The sequence below is a fragment of the Kingella negevensis genome (assembly GCF_030177895.1).
Classification (GTDB): domain Bacteria; phylum Pseudomonadota; class Gammaproteobacteria; order Burkholderiales; family Neisseriaceae; genus Kingella_C; species Kingella_C negevensis.
Window position 1 is genome coordinate 1,429,375 of the sequence record NZ_CP123448.1, and the last position, 18,151, is coordinate 1,447,525.

17 protein-coding genes and 1 pseudogene are annotated in these 18,151 nt (G+C 45.8%); 12 read left to right on the top strand and 6 right to left on the bottom strand.

Annotated elements, in window-relative coordinates; translation table 11 throughout:
* Positions 1–152: 152 nt before the first annotated feature.
* Positions 153–909 (bottom strand): IS5 family transposase gene (locus tag QEO93_RS07850; protein WP_209434843.1). Its coding sequence is split into 2 segments (ribosomal slippage): positions 153–215 and positions 217–909, totalling 756 coding nucleotides; the frame shifts between segments, so codons are not numbered across the junction.
* A 231-nt stretch (positions 910–1,140) separates the two neighbouring features.
* Between QEO93_RS07850 and QEO93_RS07855 the strand changes: the two genes are divergently transcribed.
* From QEO93_RS07855 to QEO93_RS07875, 5 genes are all read left to right on the top strand, one after another.
* Positions 1,141–1,344: a hypothetical protein gene (locus QEO93_RS07855; RefSeq protein WP_032136472.1), complete on the top strand. Its 204-nt coding sequence runs from the start codon at positions 1,141–1,143 to the stop codon at positions 1,342–1,344.
* Positions 1,345–1,518: 174 nt separating this feature from the next.
* Positions 1,519–2,703, top strand: coding sequence for an elongation factor Tu (gene tuf, locus QEO93_RS07860; RefSeq protein WP_085815394.1), 1,185 nt, complete (start codon positions 1,519–1,521; stop codon positions 2,701–2,703).
* 18 nt (positions 2,704–2,721) lie between these two features.
* The gene (gene rpsJ / locus QEO93_RS07865; RefSeq protein ID WP_002215394.1) at positions 2,722–3,033 is read left to right on the top strand and encodes a 30S ribosomal protein S10; all 312 of its coding nucleotides are present in this window, start codon (positions 2,722–2,724) and stop codon (positions 3,031–3,033) included.
* A gap of 138 nt (positions 3,034–3,171) precedes the next feature.
* Positions 3,172–3,921: an undecaprenyl pyrophosphate synthase gene (gene uppS, locus QEO93_RS07870; protein ID WP_085815711.1), complete on the top strand. Its 750-nt coding sequence runs from the start codon at positions 3,172–3,174 to the stop codon at positions 3,919–3,921.
* Positions 3,922–3,947: 26 nt separating this feature from the next.
* Positions 3,948–4,742, top strand: coding sequence for a phosphatidate cytidylyltransferase (locus QEO93_RS07875; protein ID WP_032136516.1), 795 nt, complete (start codon positions 3,948–3,950; stop codon positions 4,740–4,742).
* A 52-nt stretch (positions 4,743–4,794) separates the two neighbouring features.
* On the opposite strand, the gene QEO93_RS07880 is transcribed toward QEO93_RS07875, so the two are convergent.
* From QEO93_RS07880 to QEO93_RS07895, 3 genes and pseudogenes are all read right to left on the bottom strand, one after another.
* Positions 4,795–5,754, bottom strand: a complete 960-nt coding sequence (locus QEO93_RS07880; protein ID WP_032136515.1) for an L-lactate dehydrogenase — start codon at positions 5,752–5,754, stop codon at positions 4,795–4,797.
* A 158-nt stretch (positions 5,755–5,912) separates the two neighbouring features.
* A complete protein-coding gene (locus QEO93_RS07885; protein WP_245190615.1) occupies positions 5,913–6,152 on the bottom strand; it encodes a hypothetical protein in 240 nt (79 codons plus the stop codon).
* Between the two features lie 16 nt (positions 6,153–6,168).
* Positions 6,169–7,226: pseudogene (locus tag QEO93_RS07895) on the bottom strand (M16 family metallopeptidase).
* Between the two features lie 204 nt (positions 7,227–7,430).
* On the opposite strand from QEO93_RS07895, the gene fba reads away from it, so the two are divergent.
* On the top strand, positions 7,431–8,495 hold the full coding sequence (fba, locus tag QEO93_RS07900; RefSeq protein WP_085815712.1) for a class II fructose-bisphosphate aldolase: 1,065 nt from the start codon (positions 7,431–7,433) through the stop codon (positions 8,493–8,495).
* 45 nt (positions 8,496–8,540) lie between these two features.
* Here fba and QEO93_RS07905 read toward each other — a convergent pair whose 3' ends face one another.
* Complete coding sequence (locus QEO93_RS07905; RefSeq protein ID WP_032136513.1) at positions 8,541–9,029, bottom strand: prolyl-tRNA synthetase associated domain-containing protein; 489 nt, start codon at positions 9,027–9,029, stop codon at positions 8,541–8,543.
* A 57-nt stretch (positions 9,030–9,086) separates the two neighbouring features.
* Positions 9,087–10,922 (bottom strand): phosphogluconate dehydratase, encoded by a 1,836-nt coding sequence (gene edd, locus QEO93_RS07910; protein WP_085815713.1) that lies wholly within the window; start codon positions 10,920–10,922, stop codon positions 9,087–9,089.
* A 306-nt stretch (positions 10,923–11,228) separates the two neighbouring features.
* Between edd and zwf the strand changes: the two genes are divergently transcribed.
* From zwf to pgi, 6 genes are all read left to right on the top strand, one after another.
* Positions 11,229–12,671: a glucose-6-phosphate dehydrogenase gene (gene zwf / locus QEO93_RS07915; RefSeq protein ID WP_032136519.1), complete on the top strand. Its 1,443-nt coding sequence runs from the start codon at positions 11,229–11,231 to the stop codon at positions 12,669–12,671.
* Between the two features lie 161 nt (positions 12,672–12,832).
* Positions 12,833–13,531, top strand: coding sequence for a 6-phosphogluconolactonase (gene pgl / locus QEO93_RS07920; protein ID WP_032136511.1), 699 nt, complete (start codon positions 12,833–12,835; stop codon positions 13,529–13,531).
* Positions 13,512–14,504, top strand: coding sequence for a glucokinase (locus QEO93_RS07925; RefSeq protein WP_032136510.1), 993 nt, complete (start codon positions 13,512–13,514; stop codon positions 14,502–14,504). The genes pgl and QEO93_RS07925 overlap by 20 nt, the downstream gene beginning before the upstream one ends.
* Before the next feature lie 234 nt (positions 14,505–14,738).
* Entirely contained in the window at positions 14,739–15,302 is a 564-nt protein-coding gene (nudE, locus tag QEO93_RS07930; RefSeq protein WP_032136509.1) for an ADP compounds hydrolase NudE, read from the top strand.
* Positions 15,303–15,331: 29 nt separating this feature from the next.
* Positions 15,332–16,186 (top strand): MurR/RpiR family transcriptional regulator, encoded by an 855-nt coding sequence (locus QEO93_RS07935; RefSeq protein WP_032136518.1) that lies wholly within the window; start codon positions 15,332–15,334, stop codon positions 16,184–16,186.
* A gap of 76 nt (positions 16,187–16,262) precedes the next feature.
* Positions 16,263–17,933: a glucose-6-phosphate isomerase gene (pgi, locus tag QEO93_RS07940; protein WP_032136508.1), complete on the top strand. Its 1,671-nt coding sequence runs from the start codon at positions 16,263–16,265 to the stop codon at positions 17,931–17,933.
* Positions 17,934–18,151 lie beyond the last annotated feature (218 nt).

The window sequence follows — 18,151 nt, forward strand, 5'->3', positions numbered from 1 at the left end:
CACCTTTAAGAAAATTTAAATTCCAATAACAACACTACCAACATTCCGTATATTTCTATGCCGGAACTCATCGGGATTATTGATTATTGTAGAACTTTGCACAAAGTTATTCAATCGTTTTTTTGATGGGAATTTTAGATCTTGTTGAACATTCATAGCTTGAGCCATTGATACGCAAGGGCTAGAGCGACATTATTTTCATAATTTCGCTTTAAGTTTATCAAACCGTGTAGCAATAGCTCGGTAGTTTTTAATTTTGTTAAATTGGTTTTCTACAACATGGCGACATTTATATAAATGCCAGTCCATGTGATGATTACCTTTTTTCTTATTATTTGATTTTACTGGTATATTTGCATGAGTATCTTCAGCTTCAATTTGTTCACGCAAAGGTTCTGAATCATAACCCTTGTCTGCACAAACTATTGATGTTTCACTTAAATCCAATTTAGCAATCCATTCAGGTGCAACTTTAACATCATGTACCGAACCGTCAGTAATGATAAATTCCAAAGGATTGCCATGTGCATCTACTGCTAGATGAATTTTACTCGTGTTGCCACCAACACTTTGACCAATTGCTTGTTCTTTAGGATTGGCAACATTGCTGTGTTGATGTGCTTTAACGTAAGTCCCATCAATCAATATCCATTCTATATCAGGATAATCAATGAGTTGCTTAAATATGTCCATAAATTTATTAGCAGCAGACCAACGGTTAAATGTTTTATAAATCGTGTTAGATTTACCAAAATATTTTGGCAAATCTCGCCAAGGAATGCCTGTTCTCATGTGGTATAAAATACCTTCCACGGTTTTACGCAAATTTTCTGTGTCGTAAATACCTTGTTTGAGTAAAATAGCTTTCAGTCTTGTCCATTGTTTGTTATTGAGCATTAGGCGAGGCATGGCGAATGGTAAGGTTTTTTGTGGAAATTAAATTACTCATTCGCCATTTTTTTATCTAATCAATTATGGATACTCATTTTTTTAAATGAAATGTCCACACGACCTAACTTCAACAACCCAAACTTTATTTAGCAGAAGCCAAAAAGAAAAAAATTACACTTGAAGCTAAAAGTGGAAAATTAGAAATCCATTTCAAGGGATAATTTTTTCAGGCAGCCTGAAAGGGAAATTATGTGGCACATCGTTTTAATGGGCTATGTTTTTGTAACCATGATGTTTTCAATCGCTCAATATCCACAAGGCATTGCGCGTGTGCTGATTTATCTAGTTTTTTGGACAATCTTGCCCGTGCTGTTTTCATTTTGGGTTGTGCTGACACGCCGCCGCAATCAGCGCATGAAGCGCGAAGAAGCAGAAAACCAAAATCAACCCTAATTTTCAGGCTGCGAAAAATGCAGTCTGAAAATATTTCTGCTTGATTTTTTTACAGAAAAAACATACAATTTCGCGTTTAATTTTATTGGGTAGCGCATTCGCGTTATTCACTATTTTGTGTTGGAAAGCCCAGCACTATTTTTTAACTCGCTCTTTATACAAGGATTCTAGCTCATGGCTAAGGAAAAATTTGAACGTAGCAAACCGCACGTAAACGTAGGTACAATCGGTCACGTTGACCATGGTAAAACCACTTTGACAGCTGCATTGACAACTATTTTAGCTGAAAAATTCGGCGGTTCTGCAAAAGCTTACGATCAAATCGATAACGCTCCAGAAGAAAAAGCACGTGGTATCACCATTAACACTGCTCACGTTGAATACGAAACTGCAACTCGTCACTACGCACACGTAGACTGCCCAGGACACGCAGACTATGTGAAAAACATGATTACTGGTGCGGCTCAAATGGACGGCGCAATCTTGGTAGTATCTGCTGCTGACGGCCCTATGCCACAAACTCGTGAACACATCTTGTTGGCTCGCCAAGTAGGCGTTCCTTACATCATCGTATTCATGAACAAATGCGACATGGTTGACGACGCTGAGTTGTTGGAATTGGTTGAAATGGAAATCCGTGACTTGTTGTCAAGCTACGACTTCCCAGGCGACGACTGCCCAATCGTTCAAGGTTCTGCATTGCGCGCATTGGAAGGCGACGAGTCATTCAAAGAAAAAATCTTTGCTTTGGCTGACGCGTTAGATAGCTACATCCCTACCCCAGAACGTGCTGTTGACAAACCATTCTTATTGCCAATCGAAGACGTATTCTCAATCTCTGGTCGTGGTACAGTAGTAACTGGCCGTGTAGAACGCGGTATCATCCACGTTGGCGATGAAATCGAAATCGTTGGTTTGAAAGACACTCAAAAAACTACTTGTACTGGCGTGGAAATGTTCCGCAAATTGTTGGACGAAGGCCAAGCTGGTGACAACGTTGGTGTATTGTTGCGTGGTACTAAACGTGAAGAAGTTGAACGCGGTCAAGTATTGGCTAAACCAGGTACAATCACTCCACACACTAAATTTGAAGCTGAAGTATATGTATTGAGCAAAGAAGAAGGTGGTCGTCATACGCCATTCTTCGCTAACTACCGTCCACAATTCTATTTCCGTACAACTGACGTAACTGGCGCAGTTACATTGTCAGAAGGCGTTGAAATGGTAATGCCAGGCGAAAACGTGAAAATCACTGTTGAATTGATTGCACCTATCGCTATGGAAAACGGTTTGCGTTTTGCAATCCGTGAAGGTGGTCGTACCGTTGGTGCGGGCGTTGTAGCTAACGTAATCGCTTAATACAAGGATACTGAGATAATGGCTAACCAAAAAATCCGTATCCGTTTGAAAGCTTATGACTACGCTTTGATTGACCGTTCAGCTCAAGAAATCGTTGAGACTGCTAAACGCACTGGCGCAGTTGTAAAAGGCCCAATCCCATTACCAACTAAAATCGAACGCTTCAACATTTTGCGTTCTCCACACGTGAACAAAACTTCTCGTGAACAGTTGGAAATCCGCACGCACTTGCGTTTGATGGACATCGTGGATTGGACTGATAAAACCACTGACGCTTTGATGAAATTAGACTTGCCTGCTGGCGTAGACGTTGAAATCAAAGTTCAATAATATTGTGAAGAAGTTGTAGCAAGAAAGCTCTTGGATTGATATTCAAGGGCTTTTTTGTTTGTGCAATATTTTTCAGGCTGCCTGAAGAATATTGTTATAATCTGATTCTATTCCACTTTTTTAGAAAGAGCCTGCACGATGAATCAAAGCAGCACTCAAAATATCCCTGAACACCACCACATTCCCCACCATGTCGCCGTGATTATGGACGGTAATGGGCGCTGGGCAAAAAAACGATTTATGCCACGCGTGATGGGGCATAAACGCGGCTTGGACGTATTGGAAGAAATAGTACGCGTTTGCGATGATGCAGGTGTGCGCTATCTCACCGTTTTCGCTTTTTCAACCGAAAACTGGCGTCGCCCTGCCGAAGAAGTGTCTTTTTTAATGGGGCTTTTTTTAGTAGCATTGCAGAAAAAAGTAATTGAAATGAACAAAAATGGCGTGCGCTTGAAAGTGATTGGCGACCGCAGCCTCTTTAATGCCGACATTCAGCAAAGCATTGTTGATGCGGAAAAGCTGACTGAAAACAACACAGGCATCACGCTGACGATTGCGGCAGATTATGGCGGTCGTTGGGATATTTTACAGGCTGCCAATGCATTGATTAAAGAAGGTAAAACCGAAATCAGCGAAGCAGATTTGGCAAGCAAGTTGATGTTATCCGAAGCCCCTGAACCTGATTTATTCATTCGCACAGGCGGCGAAACGCGTATCAGCAACTTTATGCTTTGGCAAATGGCTTATGCCGAATTTTATTTCACAGATGTTTTGTGGCCTGATTTTAATGCTGACGAAATGCACAAAGCCTTTGCGTCGTTTACCAAACGTGAACGCCGCTTTGGTCGCACTTCCGAGCAATTACCTGTAGAACAACAGCGTTCTTAATTTTCAGGCTGCCTGAAAGGATTTTTATGTTGAAACAACGAATTTTAACGGCTTTAGTGCTGATTCCCTTGATGTTGCTGATGTTATTTTGTTCAGGCAGCTTTTTGTGGGCGGCATTTTCCGCTTTCATTGCTTTGATTGCTTTGTGGGAATACGGTCGCTTGGCTGGCTTGAACGCGCAGCAGCAAACGCATTATTTGGGTGGCACGGCATTTTTTATGCTGACGGCGTATTTGGGCAACTGGCAATTACCGAGCTTGATTTGGCTGATTTCTTTGGGCTTTTGGCTGATTGCCATGCCGATTTGGTTATACCAAAAATGGAAAATTTCAGCAAACGCGCAAGGTTTTGCGCTGGGCTGGTTATTGATGATACCGTTCTGGTTTGCGCTGATTCAGTTGCGCCCGAATAGCGATTATGCGGCGCATTTGTTGACGGTGATGATTTTGGTGTGGCTAGCGGATTCTGCTGCTTATTTTGTAGGTTGCGCGATTGGTAAGCATAAATTAGCCCCCGTGCTCAGTCCGAAAAAAAGCTGGGAAGGCGCGATTGGTGGCTTGGTTGCCGTGCTGATTTATGTAACTTACACGCAATCGCAAGGCTGGTTATTTGCTGGTCAATCTTGGTTGGTGACAATGTTGGCTTCTGTGATTTTGACGTTTGTGAGCATTGGCGGCGATTTGCTGGAAAGCTGGCTGAAACGTGCGGCTGGGATTAAAGACAGCAGTAATTTGTTGCCAGGTCACGGCGGTGTATTTGACCGCGTAGATAGCTTGATTGCCGTGTTAGCCGTTTATGCAGCAGTACAATCAATCTTCTAGAGAACAAAAAAGCAGCCTGAAAAGTTTTTCAGGCTGCTTTTTTATATGCTGATTATTTGTTCAAGTAAGCATGAACTTTTTCTTGGTAACTGCGCAAGATGTTTGCAGAGTCTGCAAATTTTTGTTTTTCATCTGCGTCCAAAGGTTTCTCGATAATGCGAGCGATACCGTTGCGGTTGATGACTGCTGGTACACCAGTGTAAACGTCGTTTTCGCCGTATTCGCCTTCCAGCAATGCAGAAACTGGCAATACGCAGTTTTGGTTGAACAAGATGGCTTTGGTAATACGAGCCAAGCCCATACCGATACCGTAGTAAGTTGCACCTTTGCCTTCAATAATTGAGTATGCTGCGCGCATCACATCGTGGCGGATTTGTTCCATGCGCTCTTTACCATTTGGCATTGCGTCAAAGTGCTCTTTCACTGAAGTACCTGCCACATAAGCTGAACTCCATGCTGCCAATACGCTGTCGCCGTGTTCGCCAATCATGTAAGCATCGATGCTTTGTGGGGCTACATTGAACTCTTCGCTCAAGAAGTAGCACAAGCGAGCAGTATCCAATACGGTGCCTGAACCGATAACGCGGTGTTTTGGCAAGCCTGAGAATTTGAATGTTGCGTAAGACAACACATCAACTGGGTTTGATGCCAACAAGAAAATGCCGTCAAAGCCAGTTTTCATCACTTCGCCAACCACGCTGTTGAACACACTCAAGTTGTTGTCAATTAATTGCAAGCGCGTTTCACCTGGTTTTTGAGGTACGCCAGCACAAATACAGATGATGTCTGCGTCTGCACAATCTTCGTAAGTGCCTTGTTTCACTTTAACAGGCGTTGGACCGTTGAATACGCCGTGGCTCAAGTCGCATGCTTCTGCAAATGCGCGTTTCACGTTTAAATCAATCAACACCAATTCATCACAAATGCCTTGGTTCAACACTGCGTATGCGTAGCTTACGCCCACTGCGCCAGTACCGATTACAACAACTTTGTTACCTGTTTTTTGTGCCATTTTGAGTACCTCTAAATAAGGTTGGTTAAGAAAATTTATGGCGTAATAATGCAACAATTCACACCAAAAATCAAGCCATTTTCTACTCCTTTTGTATTAGCTCAATTTTTTAGTTTTGTGATTTAAAACACATTTTCAGGCAGCCTGAAAATGTAGTTTTATTTTGGCAACAGTTCTACATAAACCTCGCGTTCTTGCGTGAGCAATTTTGCCGCAGCCTGAATATCTGCCGTGGTTACTTCGTCCAAACGCTGACGAATAGCGTTTTCATCATCGTATTTCAAGCCCACACTTTCCAGCGTACCCATTAAATTCGCGCGCGCAGAAATCTCGTCATACGAATAAATCTTGTTGGTACGCTGAATGGTTTTCGCACGATTGAGTTCCGCCTCACTCACACCGTTGTGCGCTACATCAGCAATCTCTTTTTTTCAACGTGGCTTTCAACTGCGCCAAATCCACACCATTGGCAGGCGACGCGGAAATTATCCACATTTGCGGCTGTCGAGCGAGCAAGGAATAGCCTGTGCCAATATTCTGCGCGACTTGCGAACCACGCACCAATCGTTGGCTGAAACGCGCCGCAGAATGTCCGTCTAACACGTTAGTCAGCATATTCGGCGCATACGGCAATTTTTCGTCTATTTTTTGCAAATGCGGCACACGATATGCCAACATCATCATTGGCTGTTTGGTGTTGCCTTTTAGCGTGGCAAAAGATGGTTTTTCATGCGTTTCAGGTTCGCTGATGTCTTGATGGTCTGCCAGTTTGCGCTCTTTCAGGCTGCCAAAATATTGCTCAACTTGGGCAAACACGTTTTCAGGCTGCAATCGCCCACCACCACTAAAACGGCGTTATTAGGCGCGTACCAACGGCGATACCATTGGCGTAAATCGTTGGGTTTGAGCTTGTGCAAGTCTGCCATTTTGCCAATCACGCTGGTGCGGTTGGGCGATTTTGTCCACGCGGTGTTCAATAATTCTGCATACAACATACCGTCTGGATTGTCGTCAATGCGTTGGTGGCGTTCTTCCCGAATCACTTTCATTTCGTTGTTGAAAACCGTGTCGCTGAAGTTTAAATTTTCCATACGGTCAGCTTCCAGTTCCAACACTTTGGGCAGATGTTGCGCGGCAATGGTAACGTGATACACAGTCTCTTCTGTGGTGGTGTACGCGTTGTTGCTGCCGCCCAGCGCGGAAATACGTTTCACATATTCGCCTGCTGGCACGGTTTTTGTGCCTTTGAACATCATGTGTTCCAGCGCGTGGCTCAAGCCTGTTTTGCCTGCCATTTCGTCTGAACTGCCCACTTTGTACCAAAGCTGCGTCATCACCACAGGGGCGCGGTGGTCTTCCTGCACAATCACTTTTAAACTGTTGGCTAAAGTGCGGCTGGTGGTAGAATTATCGGCGTGGGCAGCTAAACTGGTGGCAAGTAAAACAACAGCAAAAATGCGTGGGAACGACATAATGGGCTTTCTGTAAATAAGTTTGAAAAAACAAAATGATAACAGATTTCAGGCTGCAATTATCGCAGCCTGAAAAACCCAATCTGTAACTAAATGTAATTATTTTCAACCCCTTTTGCAGCCTGAAAACAAATTTCCATTGATTTATCAGAAAACCGCTTTATAATTCGAACTACATTCAACTACAAAATCAAAGGAACAAAAATGGCACTCGTATCCATGCGCCAACTTTTAGACCACGCCGCCGAACACGGTTACGGTTTACCCGCATTCAACGTAAACAATTTAGAACAAATGCGCGCGATTATGGAAGCAGCAAACCAAGTGAACGCCCCCGTGATTGTGCAAGCCAGCGCAGGCGCACGAAAATACGCAGGTGTGCCATTTTTGCGCCACATGATTTTGGCGGCAGTGGAAGAGTTCCCCCACATTCCCGTTGTCATGCACCAAGACCACGGCGCGTCGCCCGATGTGTGCCAACGCTCCATTCAGCTCGGTTTCAGCTCCGTGATGATGGACGGTTCGCTGCAAGAAGATGGCAAAACACCATCTAGCTACGAATACAACGCCGAAGTAACACGCCGCGTGGTGCAGTTTTCCCACGCTTGCGGCGTGTCGGTTGAGGGCGAAATTGGCGTGTTGGGCAACTTGGAAACTGGCACGGCTGGCGAAGAAGACGGCGTAGGCGCGGAAGGTAAATTGAACCACGACCAAATGCTCACGAGCGTGGCAGACGCGATTCGTTTTGTGAAAGACACCGATGTAGACGCATTGGCGATTGCGGTTGGCACAAGCCACGGCGCGTATAAATTCACGCGTCCGCCCACAGGCGAAGTGTTGCGCATTGACCGAATTAAAGAAATCCACGCCGCGCTGCCGAATACGCACATTGTGATGCACGGTTCAAGCTCTGTACCGCAAGAATGGTTGCAAGTGATTAACGCCCACGGTGGTGCGATTGGCGAAACGTATGGCGTGCCAGTTGAAGAAATTGTGGAGGGGATTAAACACGGCGTTCGCAAAGTGAATATTGATACCGATTTGCGACTTGCCAGCACGGGCGCAATCCGTAAATTCATGGCGGAAAACCCTGCGGAATTTGACCCACGCAAATATCTCAGCAAAACGATTGAAGCGATGAAACAAGTTTGCTTAGACCGCTATTTAGCGTTTGGTTGCGAGGGTATGGCAGATAAAATCAAACCGATTTCGTTGGAAAAAATGGCGGTTCGTTATTCAAAAGGCGAATTACAGCAAATCATTAAATAAACAAAAAACGCAGCCTGAAAACTATTTTCAGGCTGCATTTTGTTTCTAAATTTCCACCACTTTCGCTGGATAACCAATACTGTCTAAAAATACAAACAAATCCGTTGTTTTCACAAAAATCGTTTTCTCGTTTGTATTCGGGTGAAAGCTCATTCGGTCTTCATTCACAATTTCTTTATCAAAGTAAACCTGAATATCTTTGTCTGCATTATTCAGCAAACCAAACGGCGAAACCACACCAGCAGTCAATATCATTTTTTCAAACAAACTGTCTTCCGAAGCCATTTTAATTTGATTTTCGCCCACAATTTCTTTAAACGCATTCATGTCTAAACGCTTAGCATCGTCCATAATCAGCAAGTAAAAATTTTTCTTTTTCTTGTTGGTTAAAAACATCGTTTTTGTGCGCACACCATCAATGCCTTCAATAAACGCATCTGCCTGTTCTGTGGTGAGCGCAGGCGCGTGTTCTACCAGTTGATAAGCAATATTCAATTCATGCAGTTTGTCTTCTACTTTTTGAAACAGTTCCATGGTTATCTCCATTAAAAAATGCAGCCTGAAAAACTTTCAGGCTGCATTTTAGCAGTATTAAGCGAAGTCACCACCAAAGCTCATCGCCCCAGTTTCCGCGCTGCTGGTCAAGCTACGGAAGCCAGCAAACAATTCACGACCCACGCCGTAATGATATTTCGTTAAATCCACCGCAGGAATTTCTCGTGCGTTCCATTCTTTCTCATCAACCAACACGTTCAATTCGCCCGTATTTGCGTTAAATTGAACCATGTCGCCCGTTTGGATTTTGCCGATATTGCCGCCCATCAAGGCTTCTGGCGACATGTGAATAGACGCTGGTACTTTACCAGACGCGCCCGACATACGACCGTCAGTTACCAAAGCCACTTTAAAGCCACGGTCTTGCAAAATACCCAAAGGCGGCGTTAATTTGTGCAACTCAGGCATACCCATAGCGCGCGCACCTTGGAAACGCACCACGCACACAAAATCGCGTTCCAATTCGCCGCGTTCAAATGCTGCCAACACTTCTTTTTGGTCGTTGAACACGATTGCAGGGGCTTCAATCACGCGATGTTCCTCCGCCACAGCAGACACTTTAATCACGCCGCGACCGATATTGCCTTTCATCAAGCGCAAACCGCCGTCTGGAGAGAATGGATTGTCAAATTTACGCAAGATTTCTTCATTGCCGCTTTCTGCTGGCACTTCTTTCCAAATCAGGCTGCCTGATTCAGCAAAGAATGGCTCTTGAGTATAGGCTTCCATGCCATGACCCACAACCGTGTCCACATCATCATGCAACAAGCCCGCGTTACGCAATTCACGAATCACAAATGGCAAACCGCCCGCCGCCGCAAAATGGTTCACGTCCGCCTGACCGTTTGGATACACGCGAATCAACAATGGAATGATTGACGAAATTTCATCAAAATCGTCCCAATTCAAAATCACACCAGCCGCGCGCGCCATTGCCACCAAGTGCATCGTGTGGTTGGTTGAGCCGCCAGTCGCCATCAAGCCAATCACCGCGTTGATGAACGATTTTTCAGTCAGCATTTCGCCGATTGGTTTTGCCGTGCCGTTTTTGATTTGAGCAACCATTTGCGCCGCAGCGTGGCGAGTCAAAGCCTCACGCATATTTGAGCTAGGGTTGAAGAATGATGACGCTGGCAAATGCAAGCCCATAAATTCCATCATCATTTGATTCGAGTTTGCTGTGCCGTAGAACGTGCAAGTACCTGGGCTGTGGTATGAACCCATTTCGCTTTGCAACAAGGCTTCGCGCCCTACTTTACCTTCAGCGAACAATTGGCGAGTACGCGCTTTTTCTTTGTTGCCGATACCGCTTTCCATCGGGCCTGCTGGGGTAAACACCGCAGGAATATGACCGCAAGACAACGCACCAATCACCAACCCCGGAACGATTTTATCGCACACGCCCAAGAACAACGCGCCGTCAAACATTTGATGCGACAAACCCACCGCCGCACTCATCGCAATCACATCGCGTGAGAACAAAGACAATTCCATGCCTTCGTAACCTTGCGTAATGCCGTCGCACATCGCAGGCGTACCGCCAGCCACTTGAGCTGTTGCACCGTGTTTCGCCACTTCGTCTTTAATCCAATCTGGGAACTCTTTAAACGGTTGATGTGCAGACACCATATCGTTGTAAGCCGTAATCACGCCCAAGTTTGGCACGGTCGCTTTTTGCATTTCAATTTTGATGGTTTTCGGCATAGACGCGTAACCGTGCGCCAAGTTTGAGCAACCTAATTGGTCGCGTTCCAAACGCCCTTGTTGTTTGAACGCGCGGATACGCTCTAAGTATGCCGTGCGAGTGGGGCGGCTGCGCTCAATAATGCGCTGCGTGATTTCTGCTAATTTTGGGTGAATGGCAATAGACATTAATCTAGTTCCTTTTATGATTAAAAATGGGTTTTCAGGCTGCCTGAAATGCAGCCTGAAAACGCTAAAATTCTGTAATTAACTTACATTATACCGACAAACTATTTCATTTACCTGACTTTTTTGTGGATTTCTATCAACAAATAGTCAAAAATAATGTAAGATTGCTACGGTTCGTTTTCAGGCAGCCTGAAAAGCAAAACCACAGTAAAATGAATGCTGATTTATACCAAAATGCAGCCTGAAAAAATAGTTTCAGGCTGCGTTCAATACCCCCCTTTTTATCACTTAGACAAGGAACAAAAAATGTCTTCCAAACTCAATAATTTTGACATGGTTATTTTTGGCGCAACAGGCGACTTAGCTATGCGCAAATTGTTGCCATGCTTGTATCAAGCACACGCAGCAGGTTTACTGCACCCAGAAGGTCGCATTTTAGGTGTATCACGCAGCCAGTTTGACACCGCTCAGTTCCTTGCCAAAGTGGAAACAGACAGCAAAATCCACGTTAAACAAAACCTCACCGAAGAATTGTGGGCATCATTTATCGCGCGTATTCAATATTTAACCGTTGATGTGAACACACCAGCCAATTTTGAAGAATTGGCAAAAGCCGTTAAAGCGCGTACCCAAACCGATAACGTGGTGATTTACTTGTCTACTGCACCAAAATTCTTCGCACCAGCTTGCGAAAACTTAGCAAACGTAGGCTTGAACGCCGACAACGTGCGTATCGTATTGGAAAAACCACTGGGTACAGATTTAGCGTCTTCACAACAAATCAACTCAGACGTAGCCAAATTCTTCAAAGAAGAACAAATCTACCGTATTGACCACTACTTAGGCAAAGAAAGCCTGCAAAACTTGTTGCCATTGCGCTTCGGTAACGTGTTCTTTGAACAAGTGTGGAACAAAGATTTCGTGAAATCCGTGCAAATCACGATTGCGGAAAAACTGGGCATAGAAGAACGCGGCGAGTTCTACGACATCACAGGTGCGTTGCGCGATATGGTGCAAAACCACATCATGCAAATGCTATGCTTCGTTGCCATGGAGCAGCCAAAATCTTTGAGCGCAGACGATGTTCGTGATGAAAAATTGAAAGTCGTTTCTTCTTTGAAACCGATGACTTCTGCCGATGTGGATAAAAACGTGATTCGCGCACAATACACTGAATCTGGCGAACAAAAAGGTTATCTGCAAGAACACAATGTGCCAGCTGAAAGCCGTACAGAAACTTACGTTGCCATTCGCGCAGAAATCGATACCCCACGTTGGCAAGGTGTGCCGTTCTACTTGCGTACAGGTAAACGCATGGCAGCCCGCAGCGCAGAAATCGTGTTGAACTTCAAAGAGCAAGCCAACAATATTTTTGGCACTGCGCCAAACCGTTTGGTAATTAGTTTGCAGCCTGAAGAAACCGTTTCATTGAAAATGTATGTGAAACAAGTTGGCAGCAACACCGCCACTGAAGCCACTGAAATGGTGTTGGACATGGGCAAAGTGTCTGACGACCGCCGTGCAGAAGCGTATGAATTGCTGTTGCGCGAGGTGATTGACGGCAAATTAGCATTGTTTAACCGCCGCGATGAATTGGAAAAAGCGTGGGAATGGGTAATGCCAATCTTGGAAAACTGGGCGGTTAGCCCTGTTGCACCGCATGGTTACGCAGCATCTAGCTGGGGCCCTGAAGCCGCACGCGAATTGTTGGCGCGTGATGGCAATCTGTGGCTGGAAGAACAAAACTGATTTTTCAGGCTGCATTTTTCAGGCTGCCTAACTAAAGTATGATGGAAAGCCTTGTTAAGCAGTTTGATAACAAGGCTTTTTCTGCTATTTTCAGGCTGCGAATAAAACAACAAACGCAGCCTGAAACCCAGTTTCCCCCATTCCTTTCAAGGAGTTTTTTTATGATTCACTTCATACAAACCCCATCAGCCGAGCAATCTGCTGAAACCCTAGCGCAAGCAGTCGCACAAAATCTGCGCGACGCGTTAGCCAAACAAGACCGCGCCACTTTAGCCGTGTCAGGCGGCAAATCGCCTATCGCCTTTTTCCAAGCACTCAACCAAATTGAATTGGATTGGGCGCGTGTGAACATCACCCTAGTAGATGAACGCCTTGTGCCAACTCAACACACCGACAGCAACACAGGCTTAGTCCGCCAATACCTGTTGCAAAACAAAGCACAAGCCGCAAAATGGTTGCCCGTCGTTTCCGATGAAGCCACAGAAAGCAGCCTGAAAAACACCAGCGAAGCCGTTGCATTTGCCTTGCAACATTACGTTCAGCCAGATGTGTTGATTTTGGGCATGGGCGGCGACGGACACACCGCCAGCATTTTCCCGCAAGCCCCACAATTTGCTGACGCGGTTCGCGCAGATTACCCACAGCCTTTATTGCACACCACACCCGTAACCGCTCCACACGAGCGCGTTTCCATGACCTTAGCGGCGATTGAAGCCACAAAACACGTTTACCTATCCATCGCAGGCGCAGCCAAACGCGAAGTTTACGACCAAGCTGCACAAGCTGCTGTGCAACAATTCCCCGTTAGCTATGTTTTAAACTCACAGAAAGTAGAAACCCATGTCATCTACAACGACTGAAATCAAAACTGAAACTTACCCGCGCCTGATTGCAGACATCGGCGGCACAAACGCCCGTTTCGCTTTGGAAACTACACCACAAAAATTTGAAAAAATTGAAGTGTTGCCATGCAATGATTACCACACCATCGTGGACGCAGCCAAAGAATACTTGCGCCGCGCAGGCAAACCAGAAGTGAAATACGCTTCAGTTGCCATTGCAAACCCGATTGTGGGCGACTGGGTACAAATGACCAACCACCACTGGGCGTTTTCTATTGAAACCACACGCCAAGCGTTGGGCTTTGAAACCTTGTTGTTTATCAACGACTTCACCGCGCAAGCGTTGGCAATCACTAAAACGCCTGAAAGCGAATTGGTACAAATCGGCGGTATGCAACCCATTGAAGACGCGCCCAAAGCCGTGATTGGTCCTGGCACAGGTTTGGGCGTGAGCGGTTTGATTCCATCGCCAACAGGTTACATTCCATTGGCAGGCGAGGGCGGACACGCCAGTTTCCCACCGTTTGACGACTCTGAAATCATGGCGTGGCAATTTGCCAAACGCCGTTTTGGACACGTTTCTGCAGAGCGCTTCTTGTGTGGCGCAGGTTTAACGCTGATTCACGAATCGTTAATGGAACGCGAAGGCATTAACCGTCCACCATTGTCGCCAGCGCAAATCAGCGAACACGCTTTGAGCGGTTCATCGCCATTGTGTCGTTCAACTTTGGATATTTTCTGCGCCATGCTCGGCACAGTAGCGTCTAACCTTGCGCTGACTTTGGGCGCGCGCGGCGGCGTGTATTTGTGCGGCGGTATTATTCCGCGCTTCATCGACTATTTCAAAGAATCGCCATTCCGCAATCGCTTTGAAAACAAAGGTCGTTTTGATGCGTATTTGGCCGCGATTCCTGTGTATGTGGTACTCAGCAAATACCCAGGTATTACAGGTGCCGCCGTTGCCTTGGATAATCATTTGAACCAACAGTAATTCTTGTTGAAAAAGCAGCCTGAAATCTATGTTTCAGGCTGCTTTTTGTTTTACAATGTAGTTTTAAGTAGTTTTAATTTAGCGAATTTAATTCAATCCAAGACAAAGCCGCACAGGCTTGAATTAATTTCAATAAAAAACCGTTTTTCAGGCTGCCTGAAACCCAAAAAAGCGCGTACAATCATCAAAAAAGTAGTCTAATTACATTACAGTCAAGCGACGCGAGATAACCCTATGCTTCTGCACACAGACAAACAAAAACCCGAAATTTGCGCCGTTCGCACCGCCGCGAAAACCGCCATTTTTGAAGTGCAATCCGTAGATTTGCGTTTTGCCAACGGCGAAGAACGCACTTACGAACGCCTAGCCCCTGCCAAACGCGCCGCCGTGATGGTGTTGCCCATTCAAAACAACACGCTCACGATGATTCGTGAATACGCAGTCGGTTCAGAGCGTTACGAGCTGACGTGCGTGAAAGGCGCGATTGATGCTGGCGAAACACCCGAACAAGCTGCCCTGCGCGAGTTACAAGAAGAAATCGGCGTGGGCGCGCGCAAAATCACACCCTTGCGCATGCTCTATACATCGCCCAGCCACATGTATGGTTCGATGTATGTTTTTGTTGCAGAAGATTTGTATCCGTCCGTTTTAGAGGGCGACGAACCTGAACCGCTTGAACCTGTTGCTGTGTCATTAGCACAGTTGAACGATTTGATTGATAACGCCGAATTTGGCGATGCGCGTGTGTTGGCTGCGTTAATGCTGTTTCAACGACAATTTCAGCAAAATGCAGCCTGAAAACTCACTTTAATGAAGGAAGAATCATGATGTTAAGCAAAATCAGCGAACAATTAGAACACCTTTCCGCCGCAGAACGAAAAGTAGGCGAATGCGCGCTGGCTGAACCGAAATGGTTTGTGCATGCCGCCGTTGCCGAAATTGCCGAACATGCTCAAGTTTCGCAGCCAACCGTTATTCGTTTCTGCCGCAGCCTGAACTATAAAGGCTTGCCCGAATTTAAATTAGCCCTGTCTGCCAGCATTAGCCATTCAGGCTTACCGTTTGTGCATGCTGAATTAAACACAGACGACAGCATGGGCGATGTGATGGAAAAAGTGCTGGGCAACACCGCAGCCGCGTTATTAGGCGCAAGACGCAGCCTGAAAGAAAACGAATTGGAAAACGCGATTGCTATGCTGACCCACGCGCGCCGTATTGAATTTTATGGCGTGGGCAACTCAGGCATAGTGGCTCAAGACGCGCAGCACAAATTCTTCCGTTTTGGCGTGTCCACCGTGGCTTATTCCGACACGCACATTCAGTTAATGGCAGCGGCAGTGTTAAGCCCGCAAGACGTTTTGGTGGTGATTTCCAACTCAGGTTCGTCCATTGAAGTGCTGGACGCGGTAAGCATTGCTAAAGAAAACGGCGCACAAGTGATTGCGATTACCCGCACCGACAGCCCATTAGCGCAACTTGCCGATTGTGTGCTGGCAACGGTGGTCCAAGAAGACGGAAACCGTTACACGCCAATGATTTCACGTTTGGTACAACTGGCGATTGTGGATATTTTGGCGATTGGTTTAGCGTTGCGATTGGGGGAAACGGCTAGTTTGCAGCTAGAAAAGGGAAAGCGCAGCATAAATCGTCATCGCGTTCCAGCGCAAAATGTTGATGATTAAAGTTTTTTCAGGCTGCATTTAAACTGTAACCTGATTGCAGCCTGAAAGTTTTGCAACGTAGTTGAAAGGAAAAAGTATGTCTCACCCAACCAATTTACCTGCATGGCAAGCCCTGCAACAAAACTTTGAACAAACACGCAACGAACACATGCGTGAAATGTTTGAAAAAGACCCAGCGCGTGCAGAACGCTACTGGTTAGAAGTAGGCGGTGTTCATGTGGACTTTTCCAAAAACCGCATCAACGACACCATTTTGGCGAACTTAGTTGATTTAGCCAAACAATCAGGCTTGCAAGAACGCATGCAACAAATGTTCAATGGCGAGAAAATCAACCAAACAGAAAACCGCGCCGTGTTACACGTTGCCTTGCGCAATCGCTCAAACCGCCCAATCAAAGTGGACGGTCAAGACGTGATGCCAGAAGTGAACAGCGTATTGAAACGCATGGGTGAATTTGCACACGCCGTTCGCAGTGGCGAATGGTTGGGTTACACCAATCAAGTGATTACAGATGTGGTAAACATCGGTATCGGCGGCTCAGATTTGGGCCCATACATGATGTGTACTGCGTTGGAAGATTTCGGACACCCACGCTTAAACATGCACTTTGTGTCAAACGTGGACGGCGCACAACTGCGCGATACTTTGGAAAAAGTCCACCCAGAAACCACCCTGTTCATCATCGCATCAAAAACGTTTACCACTCAAGAAACCTTAACCAACGCTCAAACCGCGCGTAAATGGTTCTTGAAAGAAGGCAGCGAAAAAGACATCGCCAAACACTTCGTCGCCGTTTCAACCAACAAAAAAGCCGTAGCCGAATTTGGTATCGACACCGACCACATGTTTGAGTTTTGGGACTGGGTTGGTGGACGTTACAGCTTGTGGTCAGCGATTGGTTTGCCGATTATGCTTTATTTGGGCGAAGAAAATTTCATTGAAATGCTGGAAGGCGCGCACGAAATGGACAACCATTTCATCAACACGCCATTAGAGAAAAACTTGCCTGCATTGTTGGGTTTAATCGGCATTTGGTATATCAATTTCTACGGCGGTGGCAGCCAAGTTATCGCCCCATACGACCAACATTTGCACCGTTTGCCACGATTCATTCAGCAGCTTGATATGGAATCCAACGGTAAACAAGTTCAAATGGACGGCACACCCGTTCAAACCGAAACAGGCCCAATTATTTGGGGCGAAACAGGGATTAACGGTCAGCACGCATTCTTCCAATTGTTGCACCAAGGCACGCACGTTACGCCGATTGACTTGATTGCTAGCTTGGAAAAACGCAGCAACTTGCCAGGCCACCACGAAATCTTGTTGAGCAACGTATTTGCCCAAGCCGAAGCCTTTATGCGCGGCAAAACGCCAGAAGAAGCACGCGACGAATTACAAGCGCAAGGCGTGAGCGCAGACCGCATTGATGCATTGGTTTCACACAAAACATTCAGCGGCAACCGCCCAACCAATATGATTTTGTTGGACAGACTGAACCCACGCAATTTAGGCAGCCTGATTGCCATGTACGAACACAAAGTGTTCACACAAGGCGTGGTGTGGGGCATCAACAGCTTCGACCAATGGGGCGTTGAATTGGGCAAACAATTAGCCAAAACCATTTTGGCAGAATTGACCAACACGATTGACCCACAAAAACACGACACTTCCACTTCACGTTTGATTCGCTTGTATCGCCAAGTGAATTGCGCAGAAGATGGCACTTGTGATTTGTTGAAATAATCAGTTTCAGGCTGCGTTTAATCATTAAATGCAGCCTGAAAAAACAAAAACACGTTTTGTTTGAATACAAAACGTGTTTTTTTTTATTTGCCCTATTTTTCAGGCTGCTTGCGCGATTGCTTTTCCCTTGCAACCACTCGTTCCGTGCAAAAAGCCGTATAAGGCAACCACGCCATAAGCAAAATCAAACCGTCCCAAAAGCCGTTTTCATAAAACGA